Origin of the sequence: Pseudomonas resinovorans NBRC 106553, from assembly GCF_000412695.1 — a bacterium.
Taxonomy (GTDB): Bacteria; Pseudomonadota; Gammaproteobacteria; order Pseudomonadales; family Pseudomonadaceae; genus Metapseudomonas; species Metapseudomonas resinovorans_A.
In genome coordinates this window covers 4,421,514-4,434,843 of sequence record NC_021499.1, presented here as the reverse complement: position 1 = coordinate 4,434,843, position 13,330 = coordinate 4,421,514, and the positions used below count along the sequence as shown (strand labels likewise).

The 13,330-nt window shown below is 65.8% G+C and carries 14 protein-coding genes; 6 read left to right on the top strand and 8 right to left on the bottom strand.

What is annotated here, in order from left to right:
* Nucleotides 1-34 precede the first annotated feature (34 nt).
* The 4 genes from PCA10_RS20135 to flgA form a co-directional block, all read right to left on the bottom strand.
* Nucleotides 35-829: a flagellar brake protein gene (locus PCA10_RS20135; RefSeq protein WP_016493919.1), complete on the bottom strand. Its 795-nt coding sequence runs from the start codon at nt 827-829 to the stop codon at nt 35-37.
* A 47-nt stretch (nt 830-876) separates the two neighbouring features.
* A complete protein-coding gene (locus tag PCA10_RS20130) occupies nt 877-1,344 on the bottom strand; it encodes a flagella synthesis protein FlgN (protein ID WP_016493918.1) in 468 nt (155 codons plus the stop codon).
* Between the two features lie 48 nt (nt 1,345-1,392).
* On the bottom strand, nt 1,393-1,731 hold the full coding sequence (gene flgM, locus PCA10_RS20125) for a flagellar biosynthesis anti-sigma factor FlgM (protein WP_016493917.1): 339 nt from the start codon (nt 1,729-1,731) through the stop codon (nt 1,393-1,395).
* 129 nt (nt 1,732-1,860) lie between these two features.
* Nucleotides 1,861-2,622 carry a flagellar basal body P-ring formation chaperone FlgA gene (gene flgA, locus PCA10_RS20120; RefSeq protein WP_041770376.1) on the bottom strand — a complete coding sequence of 254 codons (762 nt, stop codon included), beginning with the start codon at nt 2,620-2,622 and terminating at the stop codon, nt 1,861-1,863.
* Between the two features lie 76 nt (nt 2,623-2,698).
* On the opposite strand from flgA, the gene PCA10_RS20115 reads away from it, so the two are divergent.
* On the top strand, nt 2,699-3,631 hold the full coding sequence (locus tag PCA10_RS20115) for a chemotaxis protein CheV (protein WP_016493915.1): 933 nt from the start codon (nt 2,699-2,701) through the stop codon (nt 3,629-3,631).
* Nucleotides 3,632-3,676: 45 nt separating this feature from the next.
* Nucleotides 3,677-4,504: a protein-glutamate O-methyltransferase CheR gene (gene cheR / locus PCA10_RS20110; RefSeq protein ID WP_016493914.1), complete on the top strand. Its 828-nt coding sequence runs from the start codon at nt 3,677-3,679 to the stop codon at nt 4,502-4,504.
* Between the two features lie 115 nt (nt 4,505-4,619).
* Here cheR and PCA10_RS20105 read toward each other — a convergent pair whose 3' ends face one another.
* The 4 genes from PCA10_RS20105 to PCA10_RS20090 all read right to left on the bottom strand — a co-directional run bounded on the left by PCA10_RS20105 (nt 4,620) and on the right by PCA10_RS20090 (nt 8,574).
* Nucleotides 4,620-5,045 carry an organic hydroperoxide resistance protein gene (locus PCA10_RS20105; protein WP_016493913.1) on the bottom strand — a complete coding sequence of 142 codons (426 nt, stop codon included), beginning with the start codon at nt 5,043-5,045 and terminating at the stop codon, nt 4,620-4,622.
* A gap of 81 nt (nt 5,046-5,126) precedes the next feature.
* Entirely contained in the window at nt 5,127-5,975 is an 849-nt protein-coding gene (locus PCA10_RS20100) for a helix-turn-helix transcriptional regulator (protein ID WP_016493912.1), read from the bottom strand.
* 43 nt (nt 5,976-6,018) lie between these two features.
* A complete protein-coding gene (locus PCA10_RS20095) occupies nt 6,019-7,437 on the bottom strand; it encodes an aminotransferase (protein WP_016493911.1) in 1,419 nt (472 codons plus the stop codon).
* Nucleotides 7,438-7,479: 42 nt separating this feature from the next.
* Nucleotides 7,480-8,574: a polyamine ABC transporter substrate-binding protein gene (locus PCA10_RS20090; protein WP_016493910.1), complete on the bottom strand. Its 1,095-nt coding sequence runs from the start codon at nt 8,572-8,574 to the stop codon at nt 7,480-7,482.
* Nucleotides 8,575-8,725: 151 nt separating this feature from the next.
* Here PCA10_RS20090 and PCA10_RS20085 point away from each other — a divergent pair, with 151 nt between their 5' ends.
* The 4 genes from PCA10_RS20085 (at nt 8,726) to PCA10_RS20070 (ending at nt 13,210) form a co-directional block, all read left to right on the top strand.
* A complete protein-coding gene (locus tag PCA10_RS20085; protein ID WP_016493909.1) occupies nt 8,726-9,376 on the top strand; it encodes a TetR family transcriptional regulator C-terminal domain-containing protein in 651 nt (216 codons plus the stop codon).
* 78 nt (nt 9,377-9,454) lie between these two features.
* Complete coding sequence (locus PCA10_RS20080; protein WP_144277063.1) at nt 9,455-10,174, top strand: response regulator; 720 nt, start codon at nt 9,455-9,457, stop codon at nt 10,172-10,174.
* A 4-nt stretch (nt 10,175-10,178) separates the two neighbouring features.
* On the top strand, nt 10,179-10,952 hold the full coding sequence (locus PCA10_RS20075; RefSeq protein WP_016493907.1) for a substrate-binding periplasmic protein: 774 nt from the start codon (nt 10,179-10,181) through the stop codon (nt 10,950-10,952).
* Nucleotides 10,949-13,210, top strand: coding sequence for an ATP-binding protein (locus PCA10_RS20070; RefSeq protein WP_016493906.1), 2,262 nt, complete (start codon nt 10,949-10,951; stop codon nt 13,208-13,210). The genes PCA10_RS20075 and PCA10_RS20070 overlap by 4 nt, the downstream gene beginning before the upstream one ends.
* The last annotated feature ends 120 nt before the right edge of the window (nt 13,211-13,330 follow it).

Sequence of the window (13,330 nt, the reverse complement as noted above, 5' to 3'; positions counted from 1 at the left end):
CCGGCGCGGCGCTTGGGCCGCGCACCCTGGTCGTCTAGAAGAGGTCGTCCTTCTCGAACCGGCGCGCTTCGCGCTGCAGTTGATAGACGAAGCGCTCGATATTGCGTTGCACCAGGCCGCTCATGTTGTGGAAGCGGATACCGACGAAGCTCATGCCGGTCTTCTCGTCGAACTGCAGGTGACGCAGTTCCACGGGCGTGGTGATGGGGCCGATCGACAGCTTGGCGCTGAAGCGCTCATAGACCTGGCCGGGCTGCAGGCGACCACTCAGGTCGCCTTCGAAGCGCAGTCTGCAGCCGGTGGCGGAGACGTCCAGCATCACTCCCTTGTACGGCGCCGACAGCTTGTCGCCATCCAGCTCGATGGGCACCCACTGGCTTTGCTTGAGGGTGGCGCGGAACGCGTTGCGGCGCTGGTGGTAGGTCACCTCGTCGGGCAGGGCGCACCAGTAGCAGCGATCACCCTCGAACTCGCCCACCGTGGCGGCCTGTTGGGTTTCCCAGGCGATCCGCACGCCCTCGTGGAAGCTTTCGATGCGGAAGGTCTCGCCATTGCGCAGGAAGCGCTCGCCATCGTTGGGGATCATTTCGTCCAGGGCCACCAGGCCGCGATCACGATCCACCTCGACCAGATAGCTCTGGAACCGCTGGTTGCGGTCGTGGAAGGTGATGATCAGCGGGTCGTGGTGTTGTTGCAGCAGACGGAGATTGGCCAGGATCTCAACCGGTGCCTTGAGCACCTTGGGAGGCTGGGGGCCGTTTTCTTCGTGGAATGGGCTGGACACGGTCCAAATCTCTCCGAACACAAAAGCAGGTCGCACACAGAGCATAGTGGCATCTTGCCTCCATGTCTTCGTGCCTTTCTTGTAATGTCTTGTCAGGCCTGGCTGAGCGGGCGCTGCTGGCCGATTCTAGCGGCAGCGCCACGACTGTCATAGAGGCTCGGGGTGTCGCCGCCGCGCAGGATACCGAGCATGCCGCCGACCGATGCACGGTTGGCGCGAATCAGTCGGCCATTGCGCTCGTTGAGCTGCTGGCAGCTCTCCAGCAACTGACCCAGTTCGTCGCCGCGCGCCAGGAGTTCCTGGCCGAGGGGCGAACGCTCGGCGAGCCGCTGCAGGCCGGCGCGGTCGGTACTGAGCTGTAGGCTTGCCAGCAGCTGGCTACGTTGCTGGCCATGCTGGTCGAGCTGGGCGAGGAGGGGCTGCTTGTCGGCCAGGAGCTTCTCGAGGCGAGGCAGGTCGCGCTCGCCGAGGGCCTGGAATTCTTCGTCCATCAGCTCAAGCAGACGCTGGGCGTGGCCGATATCGTCAGTGAACAGCTGAAGCAGGGTGGTGTCTTGCATATGCGCTCTGGGGATCGGGCGTCCAAGTTCCCCAGCGCCGCCCGTGGACTAGCGCTGGGATTCGAAGTTCAGCAGCTTGCTGGCCACGCGTTTGCTGTCGACTTCATAGGAGCCGTCGGCAATGGCCTGCTTGAGCTTTTCAACGCGCTCCTTGTCCACGACGGGCAAGTCGCGCAGTTTTTCGCCGGCTTTCTGCAGCACCTGAGCTTCGCTGCTCAGCTGTACGGATTCGCCGCTTTTCGCCGCCGGAGCCTGCTCGCCGGTGGTCTGGGGAGCAGCGGCCTGGCCGCTGGTGACGGTTTCGTTCTTGCCGGCCTGGGTGCTGCCGGTACGTCCCGCGTTGGCGGGCGTGGGGCCGTTATTGAGCCGGTTGAAGTCGATAACCATGATGCTGAACCTCGGACGCTAGTTGGACGCTTACCGTATTATCGGCCCTGTCCGGGATAACTTTAGGAATTTCTTTTGTTCCGGCTGAGTGTAGGAAAAGCGTCCGCCGTGATGCCAGCCTGGCCATGGCTACATGTCCACCTGAACCTGGCCGGGGCCCTTGACCCGGGCCTTGATGACGCGGCCGGAACTCAGGTTGCGGACCCGGATCTGCTCGCCCGGAGCGCCATTGCTCAGGGCCTCGCCCGGCATGCGCACGTTGATCGCCGTGCTCAGTGCACTGATCACCACCTGGTCGCCCTTGCTGACCACTTCAGCCTGTTCCAGATGCAGGGGCGCCAGCACCTGGTCGGGAAGCAGGGCGCGGGTGGTCTTCTGGCCGAGGATCTGCGTGGTATCGGTGAGGAAGCCCTGGCTCAGGGTACCCACGTCCCGTTCCGCCAGCGACACATCCTCGTAGCCGATGGGCGCACCACGGCGCAACGGCCGGCTGACCACCACCACGTCGCGGTAGAGCTTCACCTGGGCCGGGACGAACACGGTCCAGGGCGATGTGCCGTCGCAACGAATCCGCACCGTGACGCGTCCCATGGGCTGCGCCGGGCTTTCCAGGCGGGTCGTCAATTCCTTGTCGCACTCGGCCAGGCGCAGGCGCGGGTCCAGGCGATTGACCTGGATTTCGCTGCGACCCTGGATATCGCCACGTTGCAGATATTCTTCGACGCTGTACTCAAGAAAGCCCTCGGCCGTGCCGATAAGTACTTCAGGCGGCGTCTGACCGGCACTTGACGCCAGGCTGTAGCCGAGACAGCACAAAGCGGGTAAAACAGCCGCGAGCGGTCTGCGGCGTTTTGCCATCAAGTGCCGGAAAATCGTCGTCTTGGTCTTCATGCAAACATAGAAGCAAGGCTCGTGCCGCCTGCTAGTCTGAGGCGGGCGTTCAGTGGCTTGTAATAGGAGTCTGGTCATGGCCGGTGTTATGGATTCGGTTAACCAGCGTACCCAACTGGTCGGGCAGAACCGCCTGGAGCTGCTGCTGTTCCGTCTCGACGGATCGCAGCTCTACGGGATCAACGTGTTCAAGGTGAAGGAGGTGCTGCAATGCCCCCGCCTTACCCTGATGCCCAAGTCCAGTCCGGTGGTGCGTGGGGTCGCCAATATCCGTGGGGGTACCATTCCGATTCTCGACCTGTCCATGGCGACCGGGCGCAGGGGCCTGGATGACCTGAAGAACAGCTTCGTCATCATCACGGAATACAACACCAAGGTTCAGGGTTTCCTGGTGCGTTCGGTCGAGCGCATCGTCAACATGAACTGGGAAGAGATCCATCCGCCACCCAAGGGTACCGGTCGCGATCACTACCTGACGGCCGTCACCCGGGTCGACAAGCAGCTGGTGGAGATCATCGACGTCGAGAAGATCCTCGCCGAAGTGGCGCCCACCTCCGAGGTGGTGTCCGAAGGCGTGATCGACATCGAGACCCAGAGCAAGGCCGTCAGCAAGCGGGTCCTGATCGTCGACGACTCGTCGGTGGCGCGCAAGCAGGTGATCCGCTGCCTGGAAACCGTCGGCGTCGAGGTCAAGGCCCTCAACGACGGACGCCAGGCCTACAACTACCTGCGCGAGATGGTGGAGGAGGGCAAGGCGCCGGAGCGGGAACTGCTGATGATCGTCTCCGACATCGAGATGCCGGAGATGGACGGCTACACCCTGACGGCCGAGATCCGCAACGATCCACGCATGCAGAAGCTGCACATCCTCCTGCATACTTCGCTTTCCGGTGTGTTCAACCAGGCGATGGTGAAGAAGGTCGGCGCGGATGATTTCCTCGCCAAGTTCAAACCGGACGACCTTGCCTCACGCGTGGTGGAACGCATCAGGGTAACGGATGGGGACTGAGGCTTCGGTCCCCTGACACGGAATTTGATTGGTGAGGCGCCCCTAGTGTCTTCAGGAAATGTTGAGTTCGAGCAGTTCCGGGTATTCCTGGAAAAGACCTGCGGCATCCTGCTGGGCAGCAACAAGCAGTATCTGGTCTCCAGTCGGCTGAACAAGCTGATGGAGCAGAACGGCATCAAGACCCTGGGTGAGCTGACCCAGCGCATCCAGGGGTTCTCCCGCGGCGGCCTGCGCGAGCAGGTGATCGACGCCATGACCACCAACGAAACCCTCTGGTTTCGCGATACCTACCCGTTCGAGGTGTTGAAGAACCGGGTGCTGCCCGAGCTGATCAAGGCCAGCCCGAACCAGCCGTTGCGCATCTGGTCGGCCGCCAGCTCCTCCGGGCAGGAGCCGTTCTCCCTGTCAATGACCATCGATGAGTTCGAGAAGATCAATCTCGGCCAGCTCAAGGCCGGGGTGCGCATAGTCGCCACCGACCTCTCCAGCTCCATGCTCGCGGCCTGCAAGGCGGGCGAGTACGACAGCCTGGCGATGGGCCGCGGCCTGTCCCAGGAGCGCCTGACCCGCTACTTCGACCCCAAGGGGCCGGGGCGCTGGGTGGTCAAGGCACCGATTCGCAGCCGCGTCGAGTTCCGTCCGCTGAACCTGCTGGACAGCTACGCGGCACTGGGCAAGTTCGACATCGTCTTCTGCCGCAACGTACTGATCTACTTCTCGGCGGAAGTGAAGAAGGACATCCTGACGCGCATTCACGCCACCCTGAAGCCGGGGGGCTACCTGTTCCTCGGTGCGTCCGAGGCGCTCAATGGCCTGCCGGACCTCTACCAGATGGTCCAGTGCAGTCCGGGGATCATCTACAAGGTGAAATGAAAGAGGGAGGCCATTGGCCTCCCTTCTCTTTTCTACACCGCTGTCCTAGCCCGGAGGCAATCCGGCGGCGCTTCCCGGATTGCATCCGGGCTACGGAATCCCTCGGGCCCGTGCCCTAGACCAGCGTACGGGTGACGTTGATGTTGCCGCGCGTGGCGTTGGAGTAGGGGCAGACGATGTGGGCCTTGTCGATCAGGTCCTGGGCGACCGCGCGGTCCAGTCCGGGCAGGGATATCTTCAGTTCGACTTCGATGCCGAAACCGGTGGGCAAGGTGCCGATGCCCACCGCACCCTCTATGTAGGTGTCTTCGCTGAGGGTGATCTTTTCCTTGCCGGCGACGAACTTGATGGCGCCGAGGAAGCAGGCCGAATAACCCGCGGCGAAGAGCTGCTCGGGATTGGTGCCGTCGCCGCCGGGGCCGCCCAGCTCCTTGGGCGTGGTGAGCTTCACATCCAGTACGCCGTCCGAGGACACGGCGCGACCTTCACGGCCGCCGAAGGCTTCGGCGTGGGCGGTGTAGAGGGCTTTCTCGATAGGCATGGCGGGTCTCCGCTGCGTGTTGGATAAGACCAGCAAGCCTAGTCAATGGATAAGGGCTCGGCCCGGTCGGCTGACTGAAGGTCACGCCGTGAGCCAGTCGATGAACAGCGCGAAGAGTTCCGCCTGGGAACCGATCTCCAGCTTGGTGTAGAGGTTCTTGCGGTGCATGCGCACGGTTTCCGGGGAGATCTCCAGCACCTTGGCGCTGGACTTGGACGAGTGGCCGCGTAACAGCAGGTGGGCGATTTCGCGCTCGCGTTCGGTCAGCCGGTCGCTGCCGAAGTTCATGAACGCCTCGCGGATCTGCTGGTTCAGCCCTGCCGGCGGCGTGCTGCGCAGGGGGGCCGGACCATGGCCGTCGAGGCAGCGGATGAGTCCGCCGCGCTCGTCGAACTGGCGCATCAGTTCGCGCACCAGGGGGTGCGCGGCCCGCAGCAGGTCCAGTTCGGCGGCGCTGAAGCGGGCGCCGCTGCGCCCCTGGTAGACGCACAGCGAGACCTTGCGCTGGCCACCCAGGTCGACGATGAAGTGGGCGTCTTCCACCGAGCCGCACTTCAGGTAGTAGGTGCGGTAGTACTCGCTGTTGAAGAAGTCGTCCGGGGCGATTTCCGAGAGGTGGTAGAAGCCTTCGGCCAGGCCGCTCTCCAGGGCCAGGCAGAAGGGATCGAGCATATAGCCGCGGGAGTAGTAGCGCTCGATCAGCGCCTCGCGGTAGGGCGCCGGGATGCCGCGCTGGTACAGCGGGCGCGGGGCCAGGCCCTTGCATTCCAGGCCGAGCAGCACCGATTCGATGGGCACCAGGCTGGCCAGTGCGTCGGCCAGGTGTTCGCAGAAGCCGGGCTCTGCAACGCTGGCCATGGCCCGCGCCAACCCCGCATGCCAGGCATGCAGGGTGGCGGGAGTGGTGGTACCGGGAGGGGAGGCCGTCATGTCCGGCAGTCTACTGGCGCCGGCGGCACGGGGCCAAGTGTCATCAGTTGCCCGCATAGTCACCGCTTCGTTGCAGGTCGGCAGCGGTTTCGAGGATGGCCTCGCGCAGGGTGTCGACTATCTCGTCCACCTGGGCGCGGGTGATGGTCAGCGGTGGCGACATCACGTTCAGGTGGACGATGGGGCGCACCAGCAGCCCGCGCTTCTGCGCGCGCAAATGGATCTGCTCGCCGATGTTCAGTTCATCGGGGAACAGCGCCTTGCTCGCCTTGTCGGCGACGAACTCGACGCAGGCCATGAGCTTCTTGCAGCGCACGCTGCCCACCAGCGGCAGGTCGGCCAGGGTCGCCAGGCGTTCCTCCAGGTAGGTGCCCACGTCATCCACATGGGCCAGCAGGTTTTCCCGCTGGATGATCTCGATGTTCTTCAGCGCGCTGACGCAACTCACCGGGTGCCCGCTGTAGGTGAAGCCATGGCTGAAGCAGCGTCCCTTGCCCGGCTCGCCGATCACCTTCCAGATGCGTTCGGAGAAGATGCACGCGCCCAGCGGCAGATAGCCGGAGGTCAGCCCCTTGGCGGTGGTGATGATGTCCGGCACCACGCCGAACACATCCTCCGAGGCGAAGAAGGCGCCGAGGCGGCCGAAGGAGGTCACCACCTCGTCCGAGATATAGAGCACATCGTGGCGCTGGCAGACCTCCCACATGCGCTTGTGGTAGCCGGCGGGGGGAATGATCACCCCGCCCGAGCCCATGATCGGCTCGGCGAGGAAGGCCGCCACCCGGTCCGCGCCCAGGGTGAGGATCTTGTCCTCGAACTCGTTGACCAGGAAGTCGAGGAACTGCGCCTCGTCCATGCCCTGCGGCGCGCGGTAGGGGTTGGGGCACGAGATGTGGTGGATGCGGTCCTTGAGGAAGTCGAACTCCGCCGGGCGGTCCGCGGCCTTGCCGCCCAGGGACATGGTCAGGAAGGTGGAGCCGTGATAGGCGTTGATGCGGGTGATGACGTGCTTCTTCTCGGGCTTGCCCCGGCAGTTCTGGTAGTACTGCACCAGGCGGTAGGCGGTGTCCACGGCGGTCGAGCCGCCGGTGGTGAGGAACACGTGGTCGAGATCCCCGGGCGCCAGCTCGGCGAGCTTCTCGCAGAGTTCGATGGCGGTGACGTTGGCCATGTCGCAGAAGGGGTTGGAGTAGGCCAGGCGGCGCACCTGGTCGGCGATGGCCTCGGCCATCTCCTCGCGGCCGAGGCCGATGTTGGTGCACCACATGCCGCCCACGGCGTCCAGGTAGCGGGTTCCCGCCGTGTCGTAGATGTAGGCGCCGTTACCGGCGGCGATGTTCAGCGAACCGTTCTCCCGGTGGTCGTCGAAGACGTGGTAGCCGTGCATGTAGTGCGCCTTGTCGGCGGCCACCAGGCGCTCGTTGTCGAACTGGGCGAAGAAATCGGCGTTGGGGGTGTTCATGGTCGTTACCTCGGGTCCATCTGGTACTGGGCAGTGTTCAGATCATTTGCCGGTCTTGACCGTATTCCAGGTACGGGTGATCAGGCGCATTGCCTTGGGCGGCTGGGTTTTCTGGGTGAACAGGCGGGCGCGGGTGGCGTCGTCCGGATAGATCGCCGGGTCGTTGCGCACCTCGGCCGCGATCAGCGGCGTGGCCGCCTGGTTGCTGTTGGCGTAGCGGATGTAGTCGGTGACTTCGGCGATCACCTTGGGTTGCAGCATGTATTCGATGAACGCGTGGGCGTTCTCCACGTTGGGCGCGTCCTTGGGGATGTAGAAGTCATCGAACCAGATCAGCGAGCCTTCCTTGGGAATGAAGTAGTCCAGCTTCACCTTGGCGCCGGCTTCCTCGGCGCGGGCCTGGGCGGTGGCGTAGTCGCCGGACCAGGTCATGGCGATGCACTGGTCGCCGTTGGCCAGGCCGTTGAGGTAGCTCATGGAGTCGAACTTGCGGATATAGGGGCGCACCTTCAGCAGCAGCTCCTGCGCGGCCTTGAGGTCCTCCGGCGCCGCGCTGTTCGGGTCGCGGCCGAGATACGCCAGGGCCAGCGGCAGCACATCGGTGGGCGAGTCGATCAGGGTCACGCCGCAGTCGGCGAAGCGCGACACCACCTTCGGGTCGAAGATCATCGCCAGGGAACCGATGGGCGCGTCGGGCATACGGGCCTTGATCATGTCGACGTTGTAGGTGATGCCGTTGCTGCCCCAGGTGTAGGGCGCCGAGTAGGTCACGCCCGGGTCGTAATGCTCGAGGCTCGCCAGTACCTTGGCGTCGAGGTTGTTCCAGCTCGGCAGGCGGGATTTGTCCAGCGGCTGGAACACTCCGGCCTGGAGCAGCGGCGGCACCAGGGCGGCATTGAGCACCACCAGGTCGTAGCCGGAGCGGCCCGGCAGCAGTTTGCCCTGGACCGTCTCGTAGGAGTCGAAGGTGTCGTAGACCACCTTGATGCCGGTGGCCTTCTCGAAATTGGCGAGGGTGTGCTCGCCGATGTAGTCCGACCAGTTGTACAGGCGCAAGGTCTTGCCGTCGTCCGCCGAACTGAGGGCGGGCAGCAGGATGAGCGTCGTGCCGAGTGCTGCAACCAGGGTCTTGCGCATGTCGGTTCCACCTCTGTAGTTGTTATCGGTTCACCTGCTACCTACTCTGTGCCGCCGGCCCGCCAGCGGCCATAACCCGAACGGGTAGGTGTGATCGACGTCTTCCTGTACAGTCGTTCAGATTCGCCGTGCCAGCACAGGAGCTTTCGGCATGACCACCCAGGATGTGCGCTACTCCCGCCTTGACCCCGAACTGCGCAAGGCCCACCTGATCGAGGCGACCCTCGTCTGCCTCAAGCGCCATGGCTTCCAGGGCGCGTCGATCCGCAAGATCTGCGCCGAGGCCGGCGTGTCGGTGGGCCTGATCAACCATCACTACGCCGGCAAGGACGAGCTGGTGGCCGAGGCCTACCTGGCCGTCACCGGGCGGGTGATGGGGATGCTGCGCGAGGCCATCGACGCCGCCCAGCCGAGCCCACGGGCGCGCCTCTCGGCGTTCTTCCAGGCGTCCTTCTGCGCCGAATTGCTGGATCCGCAATTGCTCGAAGCCTGGCTGGCCTTCTGGGGCGCGGTGAAAACCGCCCAGGCCATCAACCAGGCCCACGACCATTCCTACGGCGAGTACCGCGCCATCCTTGCCAAGGTGCTCGGCGAGCTGGCCGCGGAGGAGGGCTGGCAGGGCTTCGATGGGGAGCTGGCGGCCATCAGCCTGAGCGCCTTGCTCGACGGCCTCTGGCTGGAATCCGGGCTGAACCCCTCGACCTTCACCCCGGAGCAGGGCGTGCAGATCTGCGAAGCCTGGGTGGACGGCCTGCAGGCGGGCGGGGTGCAGCGCTTCCTGCGGCCCGTCGGCGTCCGTTGATCGATCGTTCAACTATCGATAACCTCCAGCCACCCCTAACAATAAGAACGCCCCGCCCTATTGCGGAGGCGGAGGGCAATTGCCATGGCTCCCAGTGTGCTGATCGTCGACGACGATCCGCTGATTCGCGAACTGCTCCAGTCCTACCTGGCCCAGGAGGGCTACCAGGTGCGTTGCGCGGGCACCGCCGAACAGGCCGAAGCCTGCCTGGCGGAAAGCCCGGTGGACCTGGTGATGCTCGACATCCGCCTGCCCGGCAAGGACGGCCTGACCCTGACCCGCGAGCTGCGGGTACGCTCGGAGGTCGGCATCATCCTCATCACCGGCCGCAACGACGAAGTCGACCGCATCGTCGGCCTCGAATGCGGTGCCGACGATTACGTGGTCAAACCCCTGAATCCCCGCGAGCTGGTATCCCGCGCCAAGAACCTGGTGCGCCGGGTGCGCCATGCACAACAGCCGGCCGCGGCGCCCGCCACCCAGCTCAAGCGCTTCGCCGGCTGGATGCTGGACGGCGACCGCCGGCGCCTGATCGACCCGGACGGCAGCGAAACCCTGCTCACCCACGGCGAGTTCCAGTTGCTCAGCGTGTTCCTGCGCAATGCCGGGCACACCCTCAGCCGCGACCAACTGATGGACCAGATCCGCAACCGCGAATGGCTGCCCAACGACCGCTCCATCGACGTCCTGGTGGGACGCCTGCGGCGCAAGCTGCACGACGACCCCGCCGAGCCGCAGCTGATCATCACCATCCACGGCGCGGGCTATCTGTTCACCGCCGCCGCCAGCGCCGCCTGAAGCCATGGCGCGTGCCTGGCTGCTGGCCATCCTGCTGTTTTGCTCCACAGTCCAGGCCGCGCCGGCCGTGCGGTACTGCGACTACCCGGTGTACCCGCCGATTTCCTGGAGCGACGGCACGCATGTGCGCGGCCTGGCACCCCGGGTGGTCGAGGCGGTGTTCGCCAGGCTCGGCCTGGGTCTGGAAACCGTCGTGCTGGGCAACTGGAAGCGCTGCCTGATGGACGCCGCCCAGGGGCGCGTGGACGTGGTGCTCGCCTACCGCACCCCAGAGCGCGAGAACGACCTGGTGTTCGCCGAGGTGCCGGTGCTGCGCGAGGAGGTGGCGGTGTTCTACAACCGCCGGCGCCCGCTCCAGGTGGAGCGGCTGGAAGACTTGCGGCGCTATCGCGGCGGCCTGCTGTTCGGGGAGAGCTACGGCGAAGCCTTCGACCGCGAAGTCGCCCGTGCCGGCAATTTCGAGTGGGTCTCCGACAGCCAGCAGAACTTCGGCAAGCTGGTGCGAGGCCGCATCGACTTCATTCCCTACGAGCGGCGCACCGGCCGGCTCTATATCGAGCACCTGGCGGGCGGCTCGGATATCGCCGAGCTGCCCATCACCCTGGCGGTCGATCACCTGCGCCTGGCGGTGTCGCGGCGCTCGCCCCTGGCCGCGCGCATGGCGGAAATCGACCGCGAGCTCCAGCGCCTTGCCGACAGCGGCGAGATCGAGCGCTGGCTGGCGCAGAGCGAGGCCGCCTACCGCGACATGATCGCCCAGCCGGAGCCGCGCCCATGACGGCGCCCAAGCCGGCCGGCGGGCTGCTGCGACGGCTGCTGTTGTTCATCCTGCTGTTCAGCCTGTGCTTCACCCTGTTGGCCAGCGCCGTGCAACTGCAGCTGGAATACCGCCGCGAGATGCGCGACATCGACGAGCGCCTGGAACTGATTCGCGTCGGCTACCTGGCCAGCTTCGAGCGCAGCCTCTGGGACCTCAACCAGGAGCAGCTGAAGATGCAGCTGCGTGGCCTGGCCGACTTCCCCGACATCGCCCGGGTGCGCCTGACCAGCGCCGACTTCGACCTGCAGGAAGGCCTGGAGCGACCCGCCGGTCCGTTGCGCAGCGAACGCTTCGCGCTGTCCTACCAGCCACCCGATGGCGAGGTGCGCGAACTCGGCGAGCTGGCGGTGGATATCGACCTCGGCGCGGTCTACCGGCGCCTTTACGCCACCGGGCTGACCAGCCTCCTGTGGATGGGCGTGTTCCTCTGCGGCCTGGCCGTCGCGCTGTCCTGGCTGTTCCACCACCTGGTGACCCGCCACCTGCAGGTGATGGCCGACTTCGCCCGGCGCATCGGCTCCGGCGACTGGCACGAGGCCCTGCGCCTGGATCGCCCGGCTGGGCGCAGGAGTGACGAGATCGATACCGTCGCCCAGTCGCTGGACGACATGCGCCGGGCCATCCTCGACGACATCCATCGCCGTGAGGAAGACCGCGCCGCCCTGCAGGACATGGTGCAACGGCGCACCGCCAGCCTGCAGCGGGCCAAGGAGGAGGCCGAGGCCGCCAACCTCGCCAAGTCGCGCTTCCTGGCCACCATGAGCCATGAGATCCGCACGCCGCTCAACGGCATTCTCGGCATGGCCGAACTGCTGCGCGGGGCGGCCCTGGACGAACGAGACGGCAGGCGCCTGGAGGCCCTGTACAAGGCCGCCGAGGGGCTGCTGGCGATCCTCAACGAAGTGCTCTACTTCGCCCGGCTGGAAGAGGGCGGGAGCCGACCCGAGCAGGTGGATTTCTCCCTGCCGGACCTGCTCGACCAGGTGCTCACCCTGCTGGAGCCACGGGCCAGTGCCAATGGCACCATCCTGCGCTCGCGCCTCGATCCACGGGTGCAGGCGCGTTGCCATGGCGCGGAGCAGTTCCTTCGCCAGGTATTGAGCAACCTCCTGGCCAACGCAGTGAAATTCACCGAGGACGGCGACGTCATGGTGGAGGTGCGGCTGCTGGAGGACCTGGCCGACGGCCAGCGCCTGCACATCAGCGTCCGCGATGACGGCATCGGCATCGCCCCCGACATGCAGGCGAAGATCTTCGAGCGTTTTATCCAGGCCAGCGAGGCGGTGGCCCAGCGCTACGGCGGCACCGGCCTCGGGCTCTCCATCAGCAAGCGCCTGGTGGAGTTGATGGGCGGGCGCATCGGCGTGGAGAGCGAGGAGGGCGTGGGTAGCTGCTTCTGGTTCGAGCTGGAACTGGGCGCGGCGCGCAACCTCCAGTCGGCGCCGGCCCTGATGCCCCTGGCGCATTCGCTGGAGGTACTGGTGGTGGAAGACGTGGCGCTCAACCGCGAGGTGGTCGCCGGGCTGCTGGAGCGCGACGGTCACCGCGTGAGCCTGGCCGAGGACGCCGAGCCGGCCCTGCTGCTGTGCCGCCAGCGGCGCTTCGACCTGATCCTGCTCGACCTGCACCTGCCGGGCATGGCCGGCACCGAGCTGTGCCGGCTGATCCGCGCCGACGGCCAGGGGCAGAATCGCGCCAGCCGTATCCTCGCGTTCACCGCCAGCCCGCTGCCGGCGCTGGTGCGCAGCTGCCTGGACGCCGGCATGCAGGGCGCCCTGGCCAAGCCGCTGAAACTCGACGACCTGCGCCGGGCCCTGGCCGGGCAGGGGCCGCTGGAGGACCAGACGGCCGCCGCCGAACTCCTGGACCGGCAACTGCTGGACCGACAGTTGCTGGATACGCACCGCGACCTGCTCGGCGAGCAGAAGCTCCAGGGGTTGCTGGCGCTGTTGCGGCGCATGCTCATCGAGCACCGAGGCGCGCTGCTGGACGCCCTGGCCGCGCGCGACTGCACCGAAGTCGGACACCTCGCCCATCGCCTGGCCGGCAGCAGCGAATCCCTGGGCCTGCGCGTGCTGGCGGCCTGCCTGCGGGAGCTGGAAGAGCTGGCCCTGGTCGGCGACGCCGATGCCTTGCTGGCGCTGCGCCCGCGCCTGGACGACCTGCTGGCGCGTTCGGCGCAGGCGCTGGATGAGTTGTTGCAACCCCCCGGCTGAGCATCGAACAAATTCCTTACGACTTTTTACAACTTCGATCCCAGGGTTCAACGGCGTCTTACAAGTCCTTCCAATAATCGGTCCGAACCGCGCCCGGCGCGGTACTCGTGGCCTATTGGA

What these genes read in the sequence shown, in the direction of transcription:
- PCA10_RS20135 (WP_016493919.1), bottom strand. Translation starts at nt 829, where the DNA reads ATGCTCTGTGTGCGACCTGCTTTTGTGTTCGGAGAGATTTGGACCGTG.
- PCA10_RS20130 (WP_016493918.1), bottom strand. Translation starts at nt 1,344, where the DNA reads ATGCAAGACACCACCCTGCTTCAGCTGTTCACTGACGATATCGGCCAC.
- flgM (WP_016493917.1), bottom strand. Translation starts at nt 1,731, where the DNA reads ATGGTTATCGACTTCAACCGGCTCAATAACGGCCCCACGCCCGCCAAC.
- flgA (WP_041770376.1), bottom strand. Translation starts at nt 2,622, where the DNA reads ATGAAGACCAAGACGACGATTTTCCGGCACTTGATGGCAAAACGCCGC.
- PCA10_RS20115 (WP_016493915.1), top strand. Translation starts at nt 2,699, where the DNA reads ATGGCCGGTGTTATGGATTCGGTTAACCAGCGTACCCAACTGGTCGGG.
- PCA10_RS20105 (WP_016493913.1), bottom strand. Translation starts at nt 5,045, where the DNA reads ATGCCTATCGAGAAAGCCCTCTACACCGCCCACGCCGAAGCCTTCGGC.
- PCA10_RS20100 (WP_016493912.1), bottom strand. Translation starts at nt 5,975, where the DNA reads ATGACGGCCTCCCCTCCCGGTACCACCACTCCCGCCACCCTGCATGCC.
- PCA10_RS20095 (WP_016493911.1), bottom strand. Translation starts at nt 7,437, where the DNA reads ATGAACACCCCCAACGCCGATTTCTTCGCCCAGTTCGACAACGAGCGC.
- PCA10_RS20090 (WP_016493910.1), bottom strand. Translation starts at nt 8,574, where the DNA reads ATGCGCAAGACCCTGGTTGCAGCACTCGGCACGACGCTCATCCTGCTG.
- PCA10_RS20085 (WP_016493909.1), top strand. Translation starts at nt 8,726, where the DNA reads ATGACCACCCAGGATGTGCGCTACTCCCGCCTTGACCCCGAACTGCGC.
- PCA10_RS20075 (WP_016493907.1), top strand. Translation starts at nt 10,179, where the DNA reads ATGGCGCGTGCCTGGCTGCTGGCCATCCTGCTGTTTTGCTCCACAGTC.
- PCA10_RS20070 (WP_016493906.1), top strand. Translation starts at nt 10,949, where the DNA reads ATGACGGCGCCCAAGCCGGCCGGCGGGCTGCTGCGACGGCTGCTGTTG.